Source organism: Burkholderia sp. HAN2018, from assembly GCF_024704855.1.
Lineage (GTDB): Bacteria > Pseudomonadota > Gammaproteobacteria > Burkholderiales > Burkholderiaceae > Burkholderia > Burkholderia cepacia.
In genome coordinates, this window is sequence record NZ_QOBB01000079.1 from 1 (window position 1) to 22,669 (window position 22,669).

The following is a 22,669-nucleotide window of genomic DNA, read 5'->3' on the forward strand; positions in this document are numbered from 1 at the left end:
TCGTGCTCGGCCTGATGCTGGTCCGGGGCGACGGCGTGCCGCGCGATGTCGGCCAGGGAACGACGTGGCTGCGCGCGGCGGCGGACCAGAACCACACGGAAGCGCAGGCGGTGCTGGGCAACCTCTATCTCGCGGGCATCGGTGTGCCGCGCGACGCGCAGCGCGGCTTCAGTCTGATTTCGGCCGCGGCGCGCGCCGGCTCGATCTACGCGCAGCGCAGGCTCGGCGAGTTGTACGGAAGCGGGACGGGTGTGCCGCGCGACGACGCGAAGGCGCGCGACTGGTACCGCAAGGCGGCGCTCGCCGGCGATACACGGGCGCGTTACGCATTGGCGAACCTCTATCTGTTCGGCCGCGGTGGTCCGGTCGACCAAGAGGCCGCGTTGGGATGGATGCAGGGCGCGGCCGACGATGGGCTGGCTGTCGCCGAGAACGATCTCGGCGCAATGCTGCAGAACGGCCTGGGGACGCAGGCGGATCCCGTCGCCGCCAAACCGTGGTTCGAAAAAGCCGATGCGCAGGGCAATGGCGCCGCGGCGGCCAATCTCGCGCGTTACGCGGCACGCGGCGACGGTGAGCCGGTGGATGTGCGCAAGGCCTTTCGGCTGGCCACGCGCGGCGCGGATCGCGGTGACGAAGCGGCCGCCCTGATGGCCGCCAACATGGCATGGCGTGGAGAAGGCACGAGCGTCGACCGGACGCAGGCGATGCAGTGGTTCCGGTTTGCCGCGGACCACGGCAACATCGAGGCGGCGCGGTGGGGCGGCCATCAGTACCTGACGGGTACAGCCGGCGTGCCGCGCGACGAGCAGACGGGATTGCGCTACCTGAAGCAGGCCGCCGACGCCGGCGATCCGGCTGCCGGCGTATCGGCCGGGTTCTACCTGAGCGAGCACCACACGTCGTTCGCGGGCAGGACGGGGCTTCAATGGCTGGAGGACCTCGCGAGCCGCAAGGTGCCCGCCGCGTATTCGGCGCTGGGCACGGTGTACTGGCGCGGGCAGTCGGGCGGTCCGCAGCCGGCGATCGCATTCGACTGGTTCTCGCGCGGGGCGAAGCTGGGCGACGCTGCATCGCAGGCGATGCTATGCGCGATGTATCTGGATGGAAATGGCACGCCGCGCCGTCCGGCCGAGGCCGCGCGCTGGTGCCGTACGGCCGCCGGCAGCAATGTCGGCGCGATGCGCGTCCTTGCGTCGGCCGATAGCGGCCTCGTTGCCGCGGACGAGCGGGCGTACTGGCAATGGAAACTCGCGGATCGCGGCGAGCCGGCGTATCAGTCGTCACTCGGCGATGCGTACGATCTGGGCGACGGCGTCCCGGTGGATTTCGATGCGGCGACGTACTGGTTTCGCCGCGCGGCCGAGCAGGGGAACGTGTCGGCGCAAGGTTCGCTCGCGTGGCATCTGTCGACCGGGCTCGGCGGTCGCACCGACGACTACGAAGCGTTCGCATGGGCACTGCGTGCCGCGCCGACGAGCACCGACGCGAAGCGGATGGTGGGAATCGCCTATCTGCACGGTCGCGGCGTCGCGCGCGATCCGAAGGAAGCGTCCACGTGGCTCAACAGTGCGGCGTCTGCCGGATCGCAGTGGGCGGAAAGCGATCTTGCGCTGATGTACGAAACGGGCGACGGCGTGCCCCGGGACGAAACGGTCGCAATGGACTGGCATCGCCGCGCGGCGCGACGTGGCTCGGCGGTATCCGAGATCGCGCTTGCGCTGCGCAGCCTCGCGCCGGCAATGGACACGGACACGGGGCATTCGGCCGGCGAGCAGCGCTGGCTGGTGCCGGCCGATCCGGCTGCCACGCTATGGAGCGACTCGCCCGCCAGCGCGATCGCGGCTGCCAACCGCCAGTGGGACGGGCTGTCGAGCCTGAACGAGGCGTTGCGCGGGGATCCGTTCATGCAGTATGCGGTCGGCATGCGGTTCCTGACCGGCAACGGTCTGCCGAGAGACCGAGCCCTCGGCGCCGCGTGGATCGCGCGTTCGCGCGCGAGTTTCGATGCGGTGCCGGGTCTGGAGAGGTATGGCGCTGCTGCAGCGATCGTCGAGGCGCGAATCGCCAAGCGACTGGATGACGGGGAAAAACAGCGTGCCGCCGAGATTGCCGCGAATCTGATCTCGACGTTACCGTGAACAGGGCTGGCTACAGATGACCGGATGATGTGTCCCGGAGCATGGGGTGTTTTTTTCGAATGCAATATTCGCGTCCGTCATTCGCCGCGGATCAACCGCTATTGGTTGGTGCCCGCCGCCCATACCGCTACGCGCGGTTCGCAAACCACGAGTGATGCCGATCCGACGCGCGCGCCGATCAGGTCTGGATCGTGTTCATCACGTTGGCCGGCGTGACGAGATGGAACACCACCGTTTCGGGAATCGCGGTGGCGCCCGGATGTGTGCTCAGGGTGTTCGCCGTATCCCTCGCCTGCCGCGCGCCGATCGCCTCGCCGGTCTTCACGACATCCCGGTAGTCGTCGAACACGGCGTCCCGCAGCTTCGGGTCGACGAAACCGTAGTTGTCCTGCAGGAAATCGATCGAGTGCTCCAGCACGCCGCGCCCCGTCACCGTTTCGGGATAGGGGCCCTGGCCGGTCACAGACGCATTGATCTGCACGTCCATGACGTTCATGGCTAGGTGGCCGTTTGTGACGGCAGGCAGGCCGGCACGTCGGGCGGTGTCCATTGCGAGGACGGCTTGCCCGCCGGCAACGCGTACATCAGCGTCGATGCGTTGGGCACGAACGCCGCATGGTCGTACGCGCTGTCGTTGACCACCGTGTGCTGCACCGAGAACTGCCAGATGACCATGATGCCATCGGCCGATGCCGAAGTCGGTCAGTAACAGCACGACGCGAAGCGCCTGACGGAATACGGTAGCGGGCTCGGCACATTTCGTCGTCTTCGCATTCGCTTTGAGCGTCGAGCCGACATTCACGAAGCGTTCCTCAAACCCGGTTGCGCGCTCGGCTGATGGATCAGATTCTGGCATGTCGATTGGATTTTTAAAATAATCTCCGAATGTATTTCACTCGCAGTCTCATTCGGATTGGCGGGTTATCCCCGTCAAATTTGACAGGTGATACTTGCTTGAATTTATCCTACGCTTAACCATAATTTATGGGCGCGATAGAAATGCGCCCATAATGGGGTGGGATTTATATTCGTGACTTTAAATGGGGCGGGCAATCTTATGAAACCGGTTTATACCGAAGGCCTGGCTCGATTTGCTGGATGTTGCTCGGCGCCCGCTAAATAGCACCGAGAGTCGGAAGTGCCGGCGAAGTTGAAAAGCTTGTGCGGCGCTCCGTTCCGTACAGAGGGCCCGAGAGGCCCCATCACTCAGGCTTTGAACTGGAATTCGACGAGGCAGCGTGGCTCGCGAAGGACTGACATTCCCGGCCGGTTTAAATAAAAACGTAAGCATCATTTAATGACATTGAAATAAAAATGCCTTTTTAGATTGGTAAGGCAAAGCCGGGTGTGGATCCAATGGATGCTGTTGCCTGATATTTTCATAATTCAGGGTGCGACCAATAAAGGTGATGGCTCTTGTTTGCTCCGATTTCATCGGTTAATTTTTGGTTAATTTTCTCGCAACCATTATTGTTTTGAATTTTTCAACAATAAAGATCGTAAGTTTATTCTGGAGACGCCGTGAGCACGATACAAACCTCGCAGTGCACGACTCGTGAAATGACAGACGAACGCACCTTGCAGGAAGGGAATTCGGCCGGACATGACGCCATTGCGCTCGATGAATCGGTGGTCGAGCATGAGCAATTGGTCGCGAAGGCGGCAGAAGTCGCCAGCGTGCTCGCGGAAGAATCGCGCGCTGCCGATACCGGGCGCCGCCTGACCGAGCGTGCCGTCGCCGCGCTGACCGAGGCGGGGCTGATGCGGCTCTTCACGCCACGCCGGCTCGGCGGCTACGAAGCGGGTCCCGCCACGCTGTTCGACGTCTGCTACGAGCTGGGGCGCGGCTGCTGCTCGGCGTCGTGGGTCACGAGCGTGCTCAACATGGGCAACTACATGATCGCTCACTTCCCCGAGAGTACGCAGGACGACGTGTGGGGCGGCAACCGCGACACGCGCACCGCGCTCATCATTGCGCCTTCGCGCGCCCAGGTCGAACGCGTCGACGGCGGTGTCGTGGTGACGGGGGAGTGGGCCTATGCATCGGGCAGCCTGCACGCCGAATGGATCGGCGCGCTGATCCCGAAAGGCGTCGATGCCGACGACGAGACGATCAACCTGGTCCTCATGCCGATGAGCGCGCTCGAAGTCCGCGACTCCTGGCATGTCACGGGCATGCGCGGCACCGGCAGCAACACGGTCGTGGCGAACCGGCTGTTCATTCCGCGCCATCGCGTGACGCCTTACGCGCCGATCGTGCAGGGCCGGTCGCGCCCGCCGTCGGAACGGCACCGTTTATATAGCGGCGCGTTCTCGGGCTTGCTGTCGATCGGTCTGCTCGGACCGCAACTCGGGGCGATCGTCACCGCGCTGGAACTCGTGCGCGATCAGGCCCACGAGCGCCGTGTCGCCTCGTCCACGTTCAAGAGCCAGGCTGTTTCGCCGGCGTTCCAGACCGATCTCGCCGAAGCTTCGATGATGATCGACGGCGCGCAACTGCACGCCCGCCGCATCGTCGAAACGGTCGAACACCACGCACTGGCCGGCGTCCTGCCCGACGAAGTGACGCGTTCGCGCTTCCGGATGGAATCGACGCGCGTCACGCGCCTGTGCCGCGAAGCCATCGATCGCCTCATGACGGCCTACGGCAGCGCCGCCTTCATGGAATCCAATCCGCTGCAGCTGATCTGGCGCGATCTGAACGTGGCGAGCCGCCACGCGGGCTTCGGGATGGGCATTCCGCAACTTGTCTACGGCCGCGCGCTCGTCGGCCTCGATCCGCGCGAAATCAGCTACCTCGTGTAATCCCACGCGGCCTCCCGGTTCCCGGCGGGGCGGCCCCATTTTGACTTCAGGAGCTTGCATGTCAGACGTCGAATCCCTCGAAAATCACGCGCACGTCGCGGCCCGGCAGCACAACCGGAAGATCGTGGAGCAGTACATGCACACGCGTGGCGAAGCGAGGCTCAAGCGCCACCTGCTGTTCACGGAAGATGGCGTCGGCGGCCTGTGGACTACCGACAGCGGCCAGCCGATCGCGATTCGCGGCCGCGAGAAGCTCGGCGAGCACGCCGTGTGGTCGCTGCAATGCTTCCCCGACTGGGTCTGGACCGACATCCAGATCTTCGAGACGCAGGACCCGAACTGGTTCTGGGTCGAGTGCCGCGGCGAAGGCGCGATTATTTTCCCCGGCTACCCCCAAGGCTATTACCGCAATCACTTCCTTCACTCGTTCCGCTTCGAAAACGGACTGATCAAGGAACAGCGCGAATTCATGAACCCTTGCGAGCAATTCCGTTCGCTGGGTATCGAGGTTCCCGAAGTGCGCCGGGATGGCCTGCCGAGCTAACGCATAATCAATGGAGGAGACGAATGGCTGGGATCCCGTCGATTCAACCGTACGCGCTGCCCGATTCGGGCAGCCTGCCCGAGAATGTCGTGTCATGGCGCGTCGATCCGTCGCGCGCGTTGCTGCTCATTCATGACATGCAGAACTATTTCCTTTCGCCGTTGCCGCCGACGCTGCGCGAGAGGTTGACGACCAATGTCGCGTCGCTGCGCAAACGGTGCAAGCAGGCCGGTATTCCCGTCGCGTACACGGCCCATCCCGGGCGCATGACCGAGAAGGAACGCGGTTTGCTGCGCGATTTTTGGGGGCCGGGCATGGAGACGACGCCGGCCGATCGGGACGTCGCCGAGGCTGTCGGCCCGTCCCCGGACGACTGGATGCTCACGAAATGGCGCTACAGCGCATTTTTCCGCACCGACCTGCGCGAGCGCATGCGGGAGAGCGGCCGCGATCAGCTGATGCTGTGCGGCGTCTACGCGCACATCGGCGTAATGATGTCGGCCGTCGATGCGTTCACGAACGACATTCAACCGTTCTTCGTCGCCGATGGCGTGGCGGATTTTTCCGAAGACCGTCATCACCAGGCCCTGGAATACGTGGCCCAGCGTTGCGGCAAGGTGGTGAGTGCCGAGGAGGCGCTGGCATGAACGCCGCTCCGAACCGCAACCTTTTCGAGCGCGTCCTCCACGGACAAGCGCCGTGCTTCGCGTTGATCGCACGTTCGACGGGTAGCGCCGGGGAGCGTGCGACGATCGACGTCTTCGCCGGCGCGGTTTCCTATCCATCCTCCCTGGCCGAGCTTCCGTTGGCCGCGCCGACGGCGGCGGGTGCGGACCGTCAGGAGCTGCTTGTGCTCGTGCCGTACCGGCAGCTGCGCGAGCGCGGCTTCACGACTCACGACGACGGCGCTCCGCTCGTCGCCATCACCTGTGACGAGCACGAAACGGTGCCCGCGCAGCTTGCGCTCGCCGCCATTCCCGATGCCGATACCGCGCTCGGCGAGCGTCACTTCGATATCGACGACGAGGCCTACGCCGAGATCGTCGAGCGCGTCATCACCGACGAGATCGGCACCGGCGCGGGCTCGAACTTCGTCATCAAGCGCACGCTCGAGGGCGATCTCGACGACTATTCGCCCGCGAAGGCGCTGGCGGTCTTCAAGCGCCTGATGCGCCGGGAGGTCGGCGCGTACTGGATCTTCGTGATTCATACCGGGGAACGCACGTTCGTCGGCGCGACGCCGGAGCGCCACCTGACGCTGCATGAGGGCTGCGCGACGATGAACCCGATCAGCGGGACTTATCGATATCCGCAAAGCGGGCCGACGATCGATGGGGTCAACGCTTTTCTCGGCGATCGTAAGGAATCCGACGAGCTGTACATGGTGCTCGACGAAGAGCTCAAGATGATGGCGCGCATCTGCCCGGCCGGCGGGCAGGTCACGGGGCCGCACTTGCGCGAGATGGCGCGGCTCGCCCACACCGAATATTTCATCGTCGGGCACACGGAGGCCGATGTCCGCGACTTGCTGCGCGAAACGATGTTTGCGCCGACGGTCACCGGCAGTCCGATCGAAAGCGCGACCCGCGTGATCGCGCGGCACGAGCGGGCCGGCCGCGGCTACTACAGCGGCATTGCAGCGCTGATCGGCCGCGATGCGCGCGGCGAGCGCACGCTCGACTCCGCCATCCTGATCCGCACCGCGGAGATCGATCGCGCCGGCCACGTTCGCATCGGCGTCGGCTCGACGCTCGTCCGGCATTCGGACGCGGTATCGGAAGTCATGGAGACGCATGCCAAGGTGGCCGCGCTGTCGAACGCATTCGATCCGCCGGAAACCGGCCCGGCGCTCGGACAACATCCATCGGTGCAGGCGGCGCTGCGCGAGCGCAACAAAGGCATCGCGGACTTCTGGTTTCGGCCGTATGGCGGGCGACAAGGCGGGATGGCCGATGAGTTGGCTGAGTTGAGCGGTTGCCGCGCGCTCATCGTCGACGCCGAAGATCACTTCACGGCGATGATCGCCCAGCAATTGTCGTCGCTCGGCCTCGCCACCGAAGTGTGCGGCGTTCACGACGCGGTGGACCTTGCGCGTTACGACGTCGTCGTCATGGGGCCGGGCCCGGGAGACCCGAGCGACGCCGGCGATCCGCGCATCGCCCGCCTCTACACGTGGCTGCGGCATCTCATCGACGAGGGCAAGCCGTTCATGGCCGTCTGCCTGAGCCATCAGATCCTGAACGCCATCCTCGGCATTCCGCTCGTGCGGCGCGAGGTGCCCAATCAGGGCATCCAGGTCGAGATCGATCTGTTCGGCCGGCGCGAGCGCGTGGGCTTTTACAACACGTATGTCGCACGGACCTTCCGGGACGAAATGGAAATCGCCGGCGTCGGCACGCTGGCCATCAGCCGCGATCCGCGCACTGGTGAAGTGCATGCCTTGCGCGGTCCGACGTTCAGCTCGATGCAATTCCACGCCGAATCGGTCTTGACCGTCGACGGGCCGCGCATTCTCGGCGAAGCCATCACACACGCGATACGCCGCGAAAAACGCATGACGTCGGTGACGGCCTGACGACTCTTCACGCTTTTTATCGAACCCTACAGGACACGCGTTTCATGATTGTCGACATCGTTTGGTGGAACCTCGACGGTTCCGAACAGAGCATCGAATCGCTGAAGGCGCGTGTGGACGACAGCACCCTCGCGCGCTGGTCGAACGTGCCGGGCTTGCGCGAGAAGCATTGGATCGCCGACGAAGACAGGAATCGTTGGGGCGCGATCATGCTCTGGGACGGCGAGCGTCCGCCCGCGCATCTACTGCCGCCGAACGACGCGCAGACGCTGATCGGCCTGCCGGTTGCCGAGCGGCTGCGCTTCTCGGTGGAGGCAAGCGCCGCGAGCGGCGAGATCGCGGCACGCATGCGCGCACTCGAACCGGCGGCATCGCACGCGAATACACACGCGGCGGCGCCGATCCATGCGTCGCATCCCGTCGACTACATCGTCGTTGACGCCTTCACGCGCACGCCGCTCGAAGGCAACCCGGTTGCGGTCTTCCTGGTCGACGTTCCGCTGCAGGCGGAGCGCATGCAGCGGATCGCCCGCGAAATGAATCTGTCGGAAGTGGTGTTCGTGATGCCGCCGAAGCAGGGTGGCGACGTGCACGTGCGCATCTTTACGCCGGTCAACGAGCTGCCGTTCGCGGGCCATCCGCTGCTGGGCACGGCCGTGGCCCTCAGGCACGTCAAGGCGCAGGATCGCTTCGTGTTCGAGACGGGCATGGGGCTCGTGCCGTTCGATGTGCGATCCGATGCGCCCGGCGAGGCTTACGTCACCATGCAGCAGCCGATCCCGACGTGGACGCGCTTTGATCGCGCCGGGCGTCTGCTCGAAGCGCTCGGCGTCGAAGCGTCCGTGTTGCCTGTGGAGGCCTATCGAAACGGCCCGCGCCACGTGTTCGTCACGTTGCCCGACGCCTCCGCGCTTTCCGACGTGCATCCGGACCATCGCGCGTTGGCTGAGTTCGAGGATATGTCGGCCATGTGCCTGGCCCCGGCAGGCGACCACTGGCGCTGCCGGATGTTCTCGCCGGCCTACGGCGTCGTGGAGGATGCGGCGACGGGCTCCGCCGCCGGCCCCATCGCCATTCACCTTGCCCGCCACGGACTGATTTCGTGGGGCGACCCGCTGCATCTTCTCCAAGGCGTCGAGATCAGGCGCCCCTCGCACATGCATGCGCGGGTGAACGGCTCGGAGCACGGCATCGAGGCGGTCGAGGTCAGCGGTCACGGTGTCGTCGTCGCGCGCGGCCGCCTGGGCGTCTAGCGTCGCCCCCGTCTTTTGCCATCAAGAAAACATTGCCATGAACACCAGTCGATTCGAAAGCCTCACGGGACGCGTCGATGTCCTGTTCCCCGAATATGACGACCCGCCGTCGGAGCCGATCACGCTGCTCAAGCGCTGGCTCGCGGCGGCCGATGCCGCGGGCGTCCGCGAGCCCAAGGCGCTCGCGCTCGCGACCGCCACGTCCGACGGACGCATGTCTTCGCGCATCATCGCGTTCTCCTCGATCGACGACCGCGGCGTGATTTTCTGCACGCATTCGACGAGCCGCAAAGGGCGCGAACTCACGGAGACGGGCTGGGCCTCGGGCTTGCTGTATTGGCGTGAAACCGGGCAGCAGATCATGATTTCCGGCCAGGCGGTTCCGCTCGAGGAAAGCGAGAACGACAAGCTCTGGTTCGGACGCTCGGTGCCGATGCACGCGATGTCGAGCGCCTCGCACCAGAGCGACGAGCTCGTCGACCGCGAAGCGCTGCTCGCGCACGCCGCCGAGCTGCTCGCGCTCGGCGTCGCGTTGCCGCGGCCGCCGCGCTTCGTCGGTTATCGGCTCGAGCCTCACGAGATGGAATTCTGGGCCGCCAGTTCCGACCGGCTTCACCGGCGCCTCAGGTACGAACGCAATGGCGACGATTGGAAAACCATGCAACTCCAACCTTGATTCTCTTGCGGATAAGGAACCTGTCTGTGTCTACTTTCGATATTCCGGTTGGCGTCGGCCAAACCGCACTGTTCATTGCCTGGCAACGTCATGCCGAAAGCCTGCGCCCGGATGCCTTGTTTCACGATCCGTTCGCTGCAGCGCTGATCGAGCACCTGGCCGGCACGCCGACGCACGAGCACGTCAGCGAAGTCGCGCGGCGCGCGAACTTTCCGCAATATTTCGTCGTCCGCACGCGCTACTTCGACGATGCCATTCGCGCGAACCTGAGCCGCGGAATACAGCAGGTCGTCACGCTGGCAGCCGGCATGGACGGCCGTGTGGCGCGCCTGGCCTGTCCGTCCGGTACGCGCTGGTTCGAGCTCGATCTCGACGACATCATCACTTTCAAGCGCGAGCTCATGAAACGATCCGGATTGCCGCTGCAGTGCGATTGGCGGCCTCTCGTCGCCGATCTGACCTCGGATTGGGCGAGCCCGTTGCGCGCGGCCGGCTTCGATCCCGCCAAGCCCACGATCTGGCTCATCGAAGGGCTGCTGATGTATCTGCGCGACACGGACTGCGATGCGCTGGTCCGTCAGGTGGCCGACCTGTCGGCGCCGGGCAGCGCGCTCATGCTCGAGCATCTCGCCGCGCGCATGATGAGCGACGAGGGCAAGGAAGCCCGTGCGCGCGTCGAATCGCAGGGCGCTCGTTGGCTCTCGTCCCGCGACGATGTGCGCGACTGGCTCGGCCGATACGGCTGGACGGCGACCGTGCATGCCTCGGACGACCCGACGATAGCCTACGGCCGCAGCGTCGCGCGCATCCCGGCGGGCTGGTTCGCCTCATCGACGCGCACGGCGCCCGGCGGGAGCGGATCATGAATCCGTCGATTCCCATGCGGCGCGACGTGCGCTTGAAGGCGAAGCTCAAAGGCTTGCCGACACCGGACGATTTCGAAATCGTCACCGCCGCCGCGCCGGCGGCCGGCCCGGGCGACGTGCTGGTGCGCAATCGCTATTTCCTGGTCTCGGCTTCCTTGCGCGCGATGATCAGCGAAGGCGCGGAAGACGTGCCCGGTGTGCCGTTTCCGTGTTTGTCGGCGGGTGACGCGCTGATGGGCGAAGCGCTCGGCGAGGTGGTGAACGCGCCTGCCGGCAGCGGGTTGTCGTCCGGCGACATCGTCACGCACTTCCACGGGTGGCGAGACTACGCGGTGGTGCCCGCATGGGGCTGTCAGCGCGTGGGTGAGGCGCTGCCGGAGCCCGCAGGTTATCTCGGCTACCTGGGGCACGGCTGGACCGCCTACGCGGCGCTGACGCGCGGCGTGACGATCCGTCCGGGCGACACGGTGTTCGTCACGAGCGCGGCCGGTGCGATCGGCGCGATGGCCGGACAGATCGCGCGGCGGCTGGGAGCGGGGCGCGTGATCGGCAGCACGAGTTCGCGCGAAAAGGCACGACGCCTGGTTTCCGAGCTTGGGTATGACGCCGCCGTCATGCGTGGCGGCAGCACGCCGTTCGCGGAGCAGTTGCTCGAAGCGGCGCAGGGCGGCATCGACGTCCTGATCGATTCGGTCGGCGGCGAACAATTGCAGGCGACCGTCACGGCCGCCCGCGAAGAGGCGCGCTTCCTGATCCTCGGCGCGCTGTCGGGCCAGCTTGCCGCGACGGGAACGGGGCGGACCGCGCCTGCCGAAATCGATACCGTTCAATTTCTCCTCAAGCGGATCACGATGCGGGGCTACAGCGCCGACGCGAATCCGGAGGCGAAGGGCGAATGGTTCGAGCGTTTCGCGCAGTGGCTGCGCGCCGGCGAGATCGTGTTCCCGCATACGGTGATCGACGGCCTCGATGACGCGCCGGAAGCGTTGTGCGACACGTCGAGCGGACGTTATCTGGGCACGGTGCTCGTCAAGCTGTAGCGGCACGGAGCGTGGGCGTCGCCTGCATGCCAGGCGACGACACCCGTTCGATCGGCAGCATTTCATTTTGGGAGTGGAACCGTGGAATGCAATCTCTCTTCGGCGCGTGTGGCCGAGAATTGGACGCCGGCTTCCTGGAAGACGAAGCCGGCGTTGCAACAGCCGGCTTATCGCGATGCGGCGGCGCTCGATCGCGCCTTGACACAGCTGCAGGCACTGCCGCCGCTCGTCGCCGCATGGGAAGTGCTGACGCTCAAACGCAAGCTCGCAGACGCCGCGGCGGGACGATGCTTCTTGCTGCAGGGCGGCGACTGCGCGGAAAGCTTCGCCGATTGCACGGCGCCGATCATCGCCAATCGGCTCAAGGTGCTGATGCAGATGAGCCTGGTGCTCGTGCATGGCTTGATGCTGCCGGTGGTTCGGGTCGGCCGCTTTGCCGGGCAGTACGCCAAGCCGCGCTCGGCGGATACCGAAACACGTGACGGCGTGACGCTGCCTTGCTACCGCGGCGACATCGTCAACGGCAGCGCTTTTACGAAAGACGCGCGCGAGCCCGACCCGCAGCGCCTGCTCGAGGCGCATTCCAGATCGGCGCTGACGATGAATTTCGTGCGCGCGCTGAGCGATGCCGGTTTCGCCGATCTGCACCACCCCGAACATTGGGACCTGGCCTGGGCATCGCATTCGCCGCTTTATGGCGAGTATCGCAAGATGACGCACTCGATCGGCGAATCGCTGCGCTTCATGGAGGCGCTCGCGGGCGAGCCCTCCGGCAGCGATGCGAGAGTCGATTTCTACACGTCGCATGAGGTCCTGCTGTTGAACTACGAAGAGGCGATGGCGCGGCAAGTGCATCGTCATTGGGGCTGGTTCAACCTGTCGACGCATTTTCCGTGGATCGGCATGCGCACCGCGCAGCTGGACGGCGCGCATGTCGAATATTGCTCCGGTATCCGCAACCCGATCGGCCTGAAAATCGGGCCCGGGTTGAGCACCGACCAGTTGCTGCGCACGATCGACGCGCTGAACCCCACGAACGAGGCCGGCCGCTTGACGCTCATCACGCGCATGGGTGCGGCGAAGATCGAAGCGGAGTTGCCGAAGCATCTGCGTGCCGTCAAGACCGAGGGCCGGCGTGTCTTGTGGTGCTGCGATCCGATGCACGGCAACGGTGAAACGACCCCGGGCGGCGTGAAGACACGGCGCTTCGAGAACATTCGCGCCGAGCTCGAGGCTGCCTTCGACATTCATGCCGCGTGCGGCACGCATCTGGGCGGCGTGCATCTGGAGCTGACCGGGGAAGACGTGACCGAATGCCTGGGCGGTGCACGCAACCTGACTGAGGCCGATCTGGCCCGCGCTTACAAGTCGACCGTCGATCCGAGGTTGAACTACGAGCAGTCGCTGGAGATCGCGATGCTGATCGTGCGCAAGTTGGGTACGACGCCGGTTGCCGAAATCGGCGCCGAGCGGCACGCGGCGTATGCATAGCGGGGCGGTACTCGACAATTCGGTCGGGTGATGGCGAGTGCCGCCGCATTCAGGCCGCGCAGTGCTCGATCAGATGTCGGCGTGCCGTGTCGGTCGATTGAATTGTTTATGGAATCGATTTAAATAATCAAATAGTTAAGATAATTAATGACGATATCTTTCATATCGATTAAATTGACGTTTCAATATGTAATGCTATATCTTGGTTGCCCAAAAACAATCGGCATAAAATAAAGTGACGATAAACGAGGTGCTTCAAAAAAACCGCCGCTGGCCGGCCGTCGTCGTGTGGTCGGTATTCGCCGGACTGGCCGGCGCCGCATCGGCCAGTACCGAGCCGGCGCAGCAGATGCAACCCAGGCAGGCGCGCATGCCTCGCGTGCCGCAGAATCTGCCCGTGTCGCCCGAGCAGGCGCAGTACAACCTGCCGCTCAGCGAGCAGGATCGCGCGGCGCTGACCCAACCGTCGCAGCTCAAGCAGCCGGCCACGCGCAGTAAGCGCAGCACGTCGGGCGCCGATTGCCATGACATGTCGGTGGTGACGCAGTATCGCGGCGCGGCACTCGCCGATTACATCGCGAATCTTCCCGATTACGAATGCCATTACGGCCTGTTCTCGGTCGATAAAGCGCAGGCCGCACAGATCTTCAATGCCGAAAACGTGCACGCTGTCGCGAGTCGTTTCGTGCAGGAAATCCATCAATACGACGCGAGCAATTTGATCCTGGTCAATTTGCTGATTTATCTGCGTGCCGCTTATTACCAATATGATGTATCGGGCATGGCGAACCCGATTCCGAATCTCGCGGTGTCGCTGCGCCCGTATATCAAGCAAAGCCTGGAGGGCGATGCGCTCTTTCGCGACAATTCGCGTGCGCCGAGCACCGCGAACGAGCTGATGAAGCTCATCACGAACATGCGGGACGAAGCGTACTACCTGCCGACGCTGAAGAACCGCATCGCGTCGTACACCGCGAGCGCGGCGAATCCGCAGGCGGCGGCGCCGCTGCTGCAACGCAGTGCGGCGGGCGGCTTCACCGGTTTGCTCACGGTGTTCTTCTACGCGCACCAGCGCAGCGGCGCGCAGCCGATGCTCGACAGCGACGCGACGCTCCCGGAGACGCTCAACCGCTTCGTCACCGCGAACCGCGCGAGCCTGTCGAACACGAGCGCCGCCTATCAGTTGGCCGACGCGGCGCGCGAAACGTTTCGCTTCCTCCGCTATCCGACGCAGAAGCCGCGCGTGAAGAAAATGATCCAGGACATGCTCGCGTCGACGAGCATGACGGGCACGGACAGCGATCTCTGGCTCGCGGCGGCGGAAGCGGTCGACTACGGCGATCCGGGCAACTGCGCGGACTACGGAACCTGCGACTACAAGAAGCGGCTGTCCGACACGGTGCTCCCGAATCGCTACGCCTGCAACACGGGCGTGCGCATTCTCGCGCAGGACATGACGATGCCGCAGCTGCAGTCGGTCTGCACGTCGGTCGCGCGGCAGGACGACTACTTCCACCGGATGATGAAGACCGGGCGCAAGCCGGTCGCGGGTGATCGCAACGACACGATCGAACTCGTCATTTTCGACGACTACGCGAACTATCGAAAATACGCGTCGGTGATCTACGGCATCAGCACCGACAACGGCGGCATGTATCTCGAGGGCGATCCGTCCGCGCCCGGCAACCAGGCGCGCTTCATCGCGCACGAGGCATCGTGGCTGCGTCCCGAGTTCAAGGTGTGGAACCTCGAGCACGAGTTCACGCACTATCTCGACGGCCGCTACGACATGGCGGGCGACTTCTCGGTGAGCACGGCGAAGCCGACCGTGTGGTGGATCGAAGGCGTTGCCGAGTATCTGTCGAGAAGGAACGACAACCAGGAGTCGATCGACGCGGTGCGCGCGGGCGCTTACCGGTTCTCGGACGTGCTCGGCACGCGTTACGCGTCGAGTGACTACGTCACGCGCGCGTACCGGTGGGGCTACATGGCGACGCGCTTCATGTTCGAGCGCCATCGCGCGGACGTCGACACGATCGTGTCGCGCTTCCGAGTGGGGGATTACGACGGCTACGCAAACCATGTCGCGTACATCGGCAATCGCTACGACACCGAGTTCGCCGACTGGGCGCGCAACGCGACGACGGCGGGCGAGCCGCCGGTGCAGACGAAGCGCTGACCGGCACGGGCCGGCGCCGCGTGAGCGGACGCCGGCCGGCGTGGCGCCCAACCCGCCAGGGCAGGGAGCAGGGAGCAGGAAGCGGCCCTCGAGTGCAGGTTCGAGGGCCGCGGCGCGTCGGCATCACGCGCCGCCACCGCGCTAGCGATCCGCGCCGGTATCGGCAACGTAGTTCGCGATACTGAAGAACCGATAGTCGCTCAGCAGATCGGGCGCCGGGAACCCTTCCGGATGAATCCGCCCGTAAATCGGGCTGTCGGGGCGCAGGCCGGCCAGGGTCAGCGCGAGCGTGAATTCGTTGAACGGCGCCATGAACTGGCGCGACACGAAATGCATGCCCCAGTTGAACACCGACGGAAGCTGCTCGGTGCGCAACCACGTGTCCGGGCCGCCCGGCGCCCGCGCGCACAGGTTCTCCGCCCATGGGCTGTGTCCTTCCACGATGAGAAAGCCATGCTTCGCGTGGGGCTTCCAGCGGGTCAGGAAATCGATCAGGTCCGCAGCCGCCACGTAACCGGGAACGAGCCCTTCCGCGTCGCTGTACGCGACCTTGAACGCGCGCTTGATCTGTTCGAGCCCGATCGGCAACGCTTCCTGATCCGATACCGTCAGGGCCCCCGCATAGTGCTGGTCGATCACCGCGCGCAGGCGTGCCCGATCGACGGTGCGGAGATGGCGCTCGAGGATCGCTTCGGCGGCGTCCTTGCGCCGGACGCCCAGCCGACGGTTGTGGACCAGGAACATGAAGGTGTGCAGCAGATCGCTGAGTCGCGCCGGGCGCACGCTGCCGTCCGGCTGCGTGACGGTCAGGCCGCTGTCGGCCACGGCTTCGTCGTAGCGGTCGGGCTGGGAGATGTCGGCCGCGATCACGCGTACCTGCACACCGGGGATGTCCTTCAGCGCGGATAGCGTCGCGGCGGCGCGGCCGCGCGCGGATTCGTTGTAGTCGGCGCCGATCACGAGCAGCGGATAGTCCGCGAGGTGCCGGCCGCGCCGCGTCGACGTGATGACGTATTCCGCCAGGCGCTTCACCGCGCTGCCGTCACCGCAGCCCATGTCGGCGATGCCGGCGGGCTGGCGGTCCAGCGGCGTGTCGTCGAACAGCTCGCGCAGGATCTTCGTCGTGATTTCCTGCGACGCCGGCCCCGACCCGGCGCCGCTCGACGCATACACGTTCATCACGCGATCGATGTGGCCGTCGCTGTCGATATCGAGCGGATCGGGGTTGCCGAACAGGAGCTCGTCGAGCAGCGCATACGAACGCAGATACGACGCGGGCAGCCCCGCATAAGGCGCGGCGATCGGACGGTGAATCCGGCCCGACTCGGTGAGCCGCACCTTTCCCTGGTCGATTTCCACCATGCCGAACTTGCCCATCAGCGCCCATGCCGCGTCCAGGACGACCGGGTCCGCCTGTGTCCAGGCGCCCACCGCGACCCCGCCGGGCTGCTCGACGAGCTTGCCGAGGTTGCCGGGCGCCGACTGCGCGTACTGGCCATCCGGCTGCCTGTCGAACACCGGCATGTCGAGCGCGACCCAGGTCGGGCCCAGCAGCAGGCCGTCCATCGCCGTGCGCAGCTGTCCGTTCGCCTGGCGCTCCAGGTCGGTGGCCGGAGGCGCAAGCTCCGGCCAGCCCGCCACGCAGGCCCGCACGAGCCGCGCATACAGCAGGCTGTCCTCGGCCGCCACGCGCGTTCGATGACACAGTGCGTGCAGATGCTGGAGCACCGACGTTGCATCGGCCAGTTGCTCGAACAGCGGCCGGGCGTGCTCGACGCACGCGACGACATATTCGCCGGCGGGCGTGAGCGCATAGTCGGCGTCTTCGTCGCCGCGATCGAGGGTCAGCCAGCCGGCCAGGCTCAGCAGGTTGAACGCGCCCCACAGAATCCCGAGGTTGCGGGTCGGGTCGGGCTGGCGGGATGCCGCGAATGCGCGCATCGCGCGGGGCGCTCCGGCCCGCAGGCCGTCGAACGCGCCGGCAAACACCAGGCGCGCCAGCGTCGGCACCAGCACGATGCCGTTGGCCCAGTTGCAACTGCGCGTGTAGGCCATCACGCGCTGTGCGTCGTGCCGGCCGATGCGCAGCGTGGCCGCATGCGTGTGTTGTTCGAGCCTGACGGGCAGTTCCTCGTCGAGCACCTCGACGCCGATCGCGGCGCCGGCCGGCAGGCCGAGCAACGTGCGCGTTTCGTCGGGATAGGCGTCGAGATAATGTTCGAGCTGCCGGGCCAGCGCGGTGGTGGAATCACCAAGGTCGTATCGGGCGTATCGGGCGTGCATGTTGGACGGTCTCACAGGATCGAAGGTTGGGCTGCGTGGGATGAAGGGGCATCCGGATCGGCGTGCGCCACGACCGGCGCCGGCGCGGTGCCGCGAGTACGGGGCGCGAGATGGGCGGCCAGCGCGCGAATGGACGGGTAGTCCCAGACCGCGGACGGATCGACGCTCACGCTGAACGCCTCGCTGAATACGATCGTCATTTCGACGGCGAGGATCGAGTCGAAGCCGATCTCGGCGAACGTCGACTCGCGCGTCAAGCGAAGCTTGCGGTGCTTGAGGCGCTCGCCCAGCCACGCGATGAGCCATTGTTCGACGGCATGAACCTGCTGGCGATCGAGCAGGCTCGCCGGCTCGCCCGCGATCGGGGCCGGCGCCGATCCGGCGTCTTCGCCGGCCGGCGTGTCGGGCATGCCGGCGGCCGCGTGCTCGCCGGGATCGGCGTCCAGCAACGGATCGACGAGCTGGCTGGCGCCCGGGACCGTTTGCTCGATCGCGCCGATCTCGAGCCCGATCTGCGCGGCCCAGTCGTTCAATTGCGCCGACGTGGTCAGTGCGGATCGCAGGCCGACCTGCCGCTGCGCCGCCTCGATCGCGAGTTCGTACCGGTGCTGCGCCCAGCTCAGCGCGCCGTCACCGATGCGCTGCCGCGCAGCCGCACGTTCGGTCACCGCGAGCAGCAGTCCCCATTGCGCGACCGTGCCGAGCCAGTAATTGACCCAGACGGCGGCATGCGCGGCGCCGCCGAGTTTCGCCGCATTCGCGAGCTCGTCCTGCGACAGCCGGGCGCCGAGCTCGCGCAGCTCCGTGGCCAGCACGCCGGCGCCCAGCGCGCTTTCCAGATAACGCGGAAGTTCGTCGCTTCCGTTCAGCAGACGGCTGCCGAGGTGAACCAGCAACGTTTCGGTCGGCCCCTCGAAGATGCGGGTCAGGCGCGCGTCGCGGAAGATCTGCGGCGCGAAGTTGGTCTCGATGTAACCGCGGCCGCCCAGGAACTGCATCAGCTCGTCGGCGGATTGCGACAGCAGCTCGGAGCCGAGAATCTTCGCGATCAGCAGGCAGTCTTCAGGCAGCGCGACGCCGAGGTCCAGCTCGGTGGCCAGGTGCTCGACCAGCGCGTCGAGCCCGTCGATGCGGTCCCGCAGCTCGCCCAGGCGCAGGCGGCTCAGCGGATTGTCCAGCAGGAGCCCGGTGGCGACCTCGCGCCGCGCCCCGTAGCGATGCATCAGCTGCGCACAGCGCTTCATTCCGCCCACGCTGACGGCGGCGATGCCGAGGCGCGCGATGTTCATCGCGTGCTGCGCCACGGACAGGCCCTGGCCGATGTCGCCGAGCCGGCATGCGTCGCCGATCCGCGCCCGATCCAGATGGAGCGAATTCTGGATCATGCCGCGCACGCCCATCGTCAGCTCTTCGGCGCCGATCCGCACGCCCGGCGTGCCGGGTCGCACCGCCAGGCCGACCATTCCCGTGCCGTCGGCCTGCTTCGCGAACACGTTGATGATCCCCGCCCACGCGGACGAGCCGCTCCAGCGCTTGGTGCCGCTGACCAGCCAGTCGCCGGACGCGGTGCGCTGCGCGCGGGACGCGATCGCGCGGACATGCGAGCCCGCGGCCGGCTCCGTGATCGCGAATGCGGCGAGCATTCGGCCGCTCGCGAGGCTCGGCAGCAGTTCGTCGCGCAACGTCGGTTGCGCGTGCTGCATGATCGGCACGATGCCGAGCGTATTGTTCAGGGCGACGAAAAAAGCCAGCGTCGAATCGATCGCGGCCAGTTGCGCAAACACGCGCGCCATCTCGCGGTGGCCGAGCCCGAGCCCGCCATGCGAACGGTCGATCGGCATGCCGAGCAGGCCACGGTTGCCGAAGTCGAGCACGACGTGCGGCGGAATGGTGCGTCGCTCGTCGATGGTGCGCGAATCGATCCGCGTGCGGGCGTAGTGCCTGAGCCAGTCGTTCAGTTCGTCGACGGTGGCGGCGTCGTCGCGCCGGCGATCGTTGGCCGCCGGCTGGTCGACACCGGCGGCCGGGCGCGCGGGCTGCCCGCGATCGGGGGCCGGCGTTTGCGTGCCGGCGTCGACGTCCCACTGCGCGAGGATCGTCAGCGCGCCGTCGTGCAGCTGCGCGCGGCACGTGCTGCGGCGCACCTTGCCGCTCGACGTCTTCGGCACGCTGCCGGGCGACACCAGCACGATCCTGCTCGGCCCGATGTCGAGGCGGTTCCAGATCGCCTGGCGAATCGCGTCGATGAAGCTGTCGAGATTGCCCTTGCGCTGCGTGCGCTCGACTTCGGCCACGACGATCAGGCGTTCCGCGTCGGCCTGGTCGTCCATGAAGGCCGCGCAGCCGTTCGGCACCAGTTCCGGCACGCCGACGATCAGCGCGTACTCGATGTCTTCCGAGTAGTAGTTGCGGCCGGCGAGGATCACCATGTCCTTGAGCCGGCCGGTCACGTACAGTTCGTCATCCAGAATGAAACCGAGATCGCCGGTGCGCATGAAGGCCTGGTCCCGGTCGCCGGCCAGCGTGTGCCGGAAGGTCGAATGCGTCTGTTCGTCCAGCCGCCAGTAGCCGGCGGCGACGCTCGGGCCGGCCACGCAGATTTCGCCGATGGTCCGGTCGTCGCATCGCGCGTTGGTCTCCAGGTCGCGCACGATCACCTGCTGTTCGCCGTCGGTGCGGCCCACGCCGACCAGAACCCGCTCGCCCGGGCGGTCCAGCGGCTGCGGCGACACGCCGAGGGTCTCGTTGCGCAACACCACCGATTGCCGCTGGAGCGCGGCCTGGTCGACGCACAGCGTGCGGACCGGGTGCTTTCCCGTGCGGCCGGCGACGTACAGCGTGCCCTCCGCGAGCCCGTAGCACGGCAGGAACCCGTCGGCGGCGAAGCCCGCTGCCGCGAAGCGCTGCGAGAAATCCGTCAGCGTGCTGGCGCGCACCGACTCGGCGCCGTTGTACGCGGCGCGCAGGCACGACAGGTCGAGCGTCGCCAGCTGTTCGTCGGAGATTCGCCGGCAGCACATCCGGTACGCGAAATCGGGCGCGCCCGTCAGGTCCGCGCGGTACTGGCTGATCGCGCGCAGCCACAGGTACGGATGCTGGATGAACCGTTCCGGGGCCATCAGCACGCTGCGGAAGCCGCCGTACAGCGACGTCAGGATCACGCCGATCAGGCCCATGTCGTGATACGGCGGCAGCCAGCTGACGATCGTGCTCGACTCGTCATACGCAAGCCATTCGCGTATCAGCCCCAGGTTGTGGATCAGGTTCGCGTGACTCACCATCACGCCTTTCGGTGTGCCCGTCGTTCCCGACGTGTATTGCAGAAACGCGATGTGGGACGGTTGCACGCCGGCGGGCGAATCCGCGGGAGCCAGCGCGTGCGCGCCGCCGACGTCGAGCAGCGTGCTGCCGGACGCGTCGGTATCGGCGAGCCAGGTCGAGCAGCGCGCGTGGTCCTCGGCCGAACAGAGGATCGTGTCGGCGCCCGCGTTTTCGACGATGCCGGCGATCCGTACCATATGCTGCCTGTTGCGCGGCGGGTAGGCCGGCACCGCGATCGCGCCCGCATACAGGCACCCCATGAAGGCGCCGACGTAATCGAGGCCCGGCCGGCACAGCAGCAGCACGCGGTCGCCGATGTCGACCGCGTTCTGCCGCAGCAGCGCGGCGATCCGGCGGGCGCGCACGTCGAGCTCGGAGAAGGTCATCGATTCGGCCCGTTCCTGCTCGGGCGGCCCGCTCAGGAACACGTAGGCGGTGTGGTCGCCGCGTGTGGCGGCGCGGTTCTGAAGCAATTCGCCAAGCGTAGTCGGCAAGGTCGCAGTGGTCATGATGTCGTCGGAAGAGGAATGAAAACAGCGAGCAGGGGCCTCGCACCGGCCGGCGCCCGTGCGTTGCCGCGGCGGACATCCGGATACGGCTATTCGGCGCGATGGAACAGGTCGATCATGTGCGTCATGCTTTTTAGATGCAGGAAACGCGGCACGACCTTTTCGCTTCTTGCCGCGTAACGGGCCGTCCACTGGTGGGCCAGTGCCTGCGTGGCGGCGGCGTTGCCGCGAACCGCGCGTGCGTCGGCCTCGCGTGCATCGAGGCACGCGCGCGCATGCCGTGCGGCCGACCGGGCGAGCTCGCCGGTGAGGATGCCGTGGTGCCCCAGGGCAAGCCGCGGTGCATGCAGCTGTTCGATGACGTCCAGCGAGTGCCGGTACGCAAACAGGTCCTGAAAGACCAGCGGCAGCCAGTGGGTGGCGTCCTGAAACTCGCCGAGCGCATCCGACACGAAACCGATGTCCAGCTGCGGGCAGTAGTAGCCGAACTGGCAGCGGCTGTGGCCCGGCAGCGCGATCGTGCGGATCTGCATCCCGTCGCCGATATCGAGCTGCGCGCCCGGATTGACCGGGTAGAACGGCAGGTCGGACAACTCGGTGAAATCGGCGCCGGCGGCGGGTTCCCACGACCGTGACGCGTGCTCGTCGAGCTGGCGGATGGTGCGGCACGCCGACGGGCTCTGGAACGCATCGAACGCGTCGGGCGAACCGGATACATGGAGCCACGGCATGCGCGACTTGAGCGTCATCAGCAGGCTGCAATGGTCATAGTGCGAGTGGGTGATCAGCCAGTAGCGCAAATGCCGGATGCCGCCGAAGTCCCGCAGCAGGTCGTGAAGCTGCTGCCATACGAGCGCCGTCATGCCGCTCAGGCCGCCTTCGATCAGCGTCGCGGCCTCGTCGTTGACGATCACGTACAGCGGCACGTCGGCGGTGCCGATCAGCGCCAGCCGCGGCTCGATCCACCCGGGGGATGCGTTCAGCAT

The 22,669-nt window shown here is 66.2% G+C and carries 16 protein-coding genes and 1 pseudogene; 12 read left to right on the forward strand and 5 right to left on the reverse strand.

The window, feature by feature from the left end; translation table 11 throughout:
- Nucleotides 1-2,141 (forward strand): tetratricopeptide repeat protein (locus DPV74_RS20315; RefSeq protein ID WP_162923095.1); only part of this gene is annotated, 2,141 nt, incomplete at its 5' end.
- Between the two features lie 178 nt (nucleotides 2,142-2,319).
- Here the strand turns inward: DPV74_RS20315 and DPV74_RS20320 are convergent.
- Together DPV74_RS20320 and DPV74_RS20325 are read right to left on the reverse strand one after the other, a co-directional pair.
- The gene (locus DPV74_RS20320; RefSeq protein ID WP_091921549.1) at nucleotides 2,320-2,637 is read right to left on the reverse strand and encodes a hypothetical protein; all 318 of its coding nucleotides are present in this window, start codon (nucleotides 2,635-2,637) and stop codon (nucleotides 2,320-2,322) included.
- A 2-nt stretch (nucleotides 2,638-2,639) separates the two neighbouring features.
- The gene (locus DPV74_RS20325; protein ID WP_155648138.1) at nucleotides 2,640-2,816 is read right to left on the reverse strand and encodes a hypothetical protein; all 177 of its coding nucleotides are present in this window, start codon (nucleotides 2,814-2,816) and stop codon (nucleotides 2,640-2,642) included.
- A 43-nt stretch (nucleotides 2,817-2,859) separates the two neighbouring features.
- Here DPV74_RS20325 and DPV74_RS42150 point away from each other — a divergent pair.
- From DPV74_RS42150 to DPV74_RS20375, 11 genes and pseudogenes are all read left to right on the forward strand, one after another.
- Nucleotides 2,860-2,979 (forward strand): annotated as a pseudogene (locus DPV74_RS42150) (IS5/IS1182 family transposase); the annotation flags it as partial.
- A gap of 722 nt (nucleotides 2,980-3,701) precedes the next feature.
- Nucleotides 3,702-4,946: an acyl-CoA dehydrogenase family protein gene (locus tag DPV74_RS20330; protein ID WP_217445054.1), complete on the forward strand. Its 1,245-nt coding sequence runs from the start codon at nucleotides 3,702-3,704 to the stop codon at nucleotides 4,944-4,946.
- A gap of 58 nt (nucleotides 4,947-5,004) precedes the next feature.
- Nucleotides 5,005-5,490: a phenazine biosynthesis protein gene (locus DPV74_RS20335; protein WP_059555908.1), complete on the forward strand. Its 486-nt coding sequence runs from the start codon at nucleotides 5,005-5,007 to the stop codon at nucleotides 5,488-5,490.
- An 89-nt stretch (nucleotides 5,491-5,579) separates the two neighbouring features.
- The gene (locus DPV74_RS20340) at nucleotides 5,580-6,137 is read left to right on the forward strand and encodes an isochorismatase family protein (protein ID WP_276138334.1); all 558 of its coding nucleotides are present in this window, start codon (nucleotides 5,580-5,582) and stop codon (nucleotides 6,135-6,137) included.
- Nucleotides 6,134-8,065: an anthranilate synthase family protein gene (locus DPV74_RS20345; RefSeq protein WP_091921553.1), complete on the forward strand. Its 1,932-nt coding sequence runs from the start codon at nucleotides 6,134-6,136 to the stop codon at nucleotides 8,063-8,065. Before DPV74_RS20340 ends, DPV74_RS20345 begins: the two co-directional genes overlap by 4 nt.
- A 44-nt stretch (nucleotides 8,066-8,109) precedes the next feature.
- Nucleotides 8,110-9,318: a PhzF family phenazine biosynthesis protein gene (locus tag DPV74_RS20350; RefSeq protein ID WP_091921555.1), complete on the forward strand. Its 1,209-nt coding sequence runs from the start codon at nucleotides 8,110-8,112 to the stop codon at nucleotides 9,316-9,318.
- Nucleotides 9,284-9,994 carry a phenazine biosynthesis FMN-dependent oxidase PhzG gene (phzG, locus tag DPV74_RS20355; RefSeq protein WP_226127189.1) on the forward strand — a complete coding sequence of 237 codons (711 nt, stop codon included), beginning with the start codon at nucleotides 9,284-9,286 and terminating at the stop codon, nucleotides 9,992-9,994. Before DPV74_RS20350 ends, phzG begins: the two co-directional genes overlap by 35 nt.
- Before the next feature lie 26 nt (nucleotides 9,995-10,020).
- On the forward strand, nucleotides 10,021-10,860 hold the full coding sequence (locus tag DPV74_RS20360; protein ID WP_059856075.1) for an SAM-dependent methyltransferase: 840 nt from the start codon (nucleotides 10,021-10,023) through the stop codon (nucleotides 10,858-10,860).
- Nucleotides 10,857-11,900: an NADP-dependent oxidoreductase gene (locus DPV74_RS20365; RefSeq protein WP_091921557.1), complete on the forward strand. Its 1,044-nt coding sequence runs from the start codon at nucleotides 10,857-10,859 to the stop codon at nucleotides 11,898-11,900. Before DPV74_RS20360 ends, DPV74_RS20365 begins: the two co-directional genes overlap by 4 nt.
- Nucleotides 11,901-12,008: 108 nt before the next feature.
- Entirely contained in the window at nucleotides 12,009-13,391 is a 1,383-nt protein-coding gene (locus DPV74_RS20370; protein WP_205571930.1) for a class II 3-deoxy-7-phosphoheptulonate synthase, read from the forward strand.
- 241 nt (nucleotides 13,392-13,632) lie between these two features.
- On the forward strand, nucleotides 13,633-15,570 hold the full coding sequence (locus DPV74_RS20375) for a collagenase (protein ID WP_091921820.1): 1,938 nt from the start codon (nucleotides 13,633-13,635) through the stop codon (nucleotides 15,568-15,570).
- Nucleotides 15,571-15,711: 141 nt separating this feature from the next.
- Here DPV74_RS20375 and DPV74_RS20380 read toward each other — a convergent pair whose 3' ends face one another.
- The 3 genes from DPV74_RS20380 to DPV74_RS20390 all read right to left on the reverse strand — a co-directional run bounded on the left by DPV74_RS20380 (nucleotide 15,712) and on the right by DPV74_RS20390 (nucleotide 22,669).
- Nucleotides 15,712-17,853, reverse strand: coding sequence for a hypothetical protein (locus DPV74_RS20380; RefSeq protein WP_091921559.1), 2,142 nt, complete (start codon nucleotides 17,851-17,853; stop codon nucleotides 15,712-15,714).
- Between the two features lie 11 nt (nucleotides 17,854-17,864).
- Entirely contained in the window at nucleotides 17,865-21,683 is a 3,819-nt protein-coding gene (locus tag DPV74_RS20385) for an AMP-binding protein (protein WP_119337848.1), read from the reverse strand.
- 89 nt (nucleotides 21,684-21,772) lie between these two features.
- Nucleotides 21,773-22,669 carry an MBL fold metallo-hydrolase gene (locus DPV74_RS20390; protein ID WP_027792380.1) on the reverse strand — a complete coding sequence of 299 codons (897 nt, stop codon included), beginning with the start codon at nucleotides 22,667-22,669 and terminating at the stop codon, nucleotides 21,773-21,775.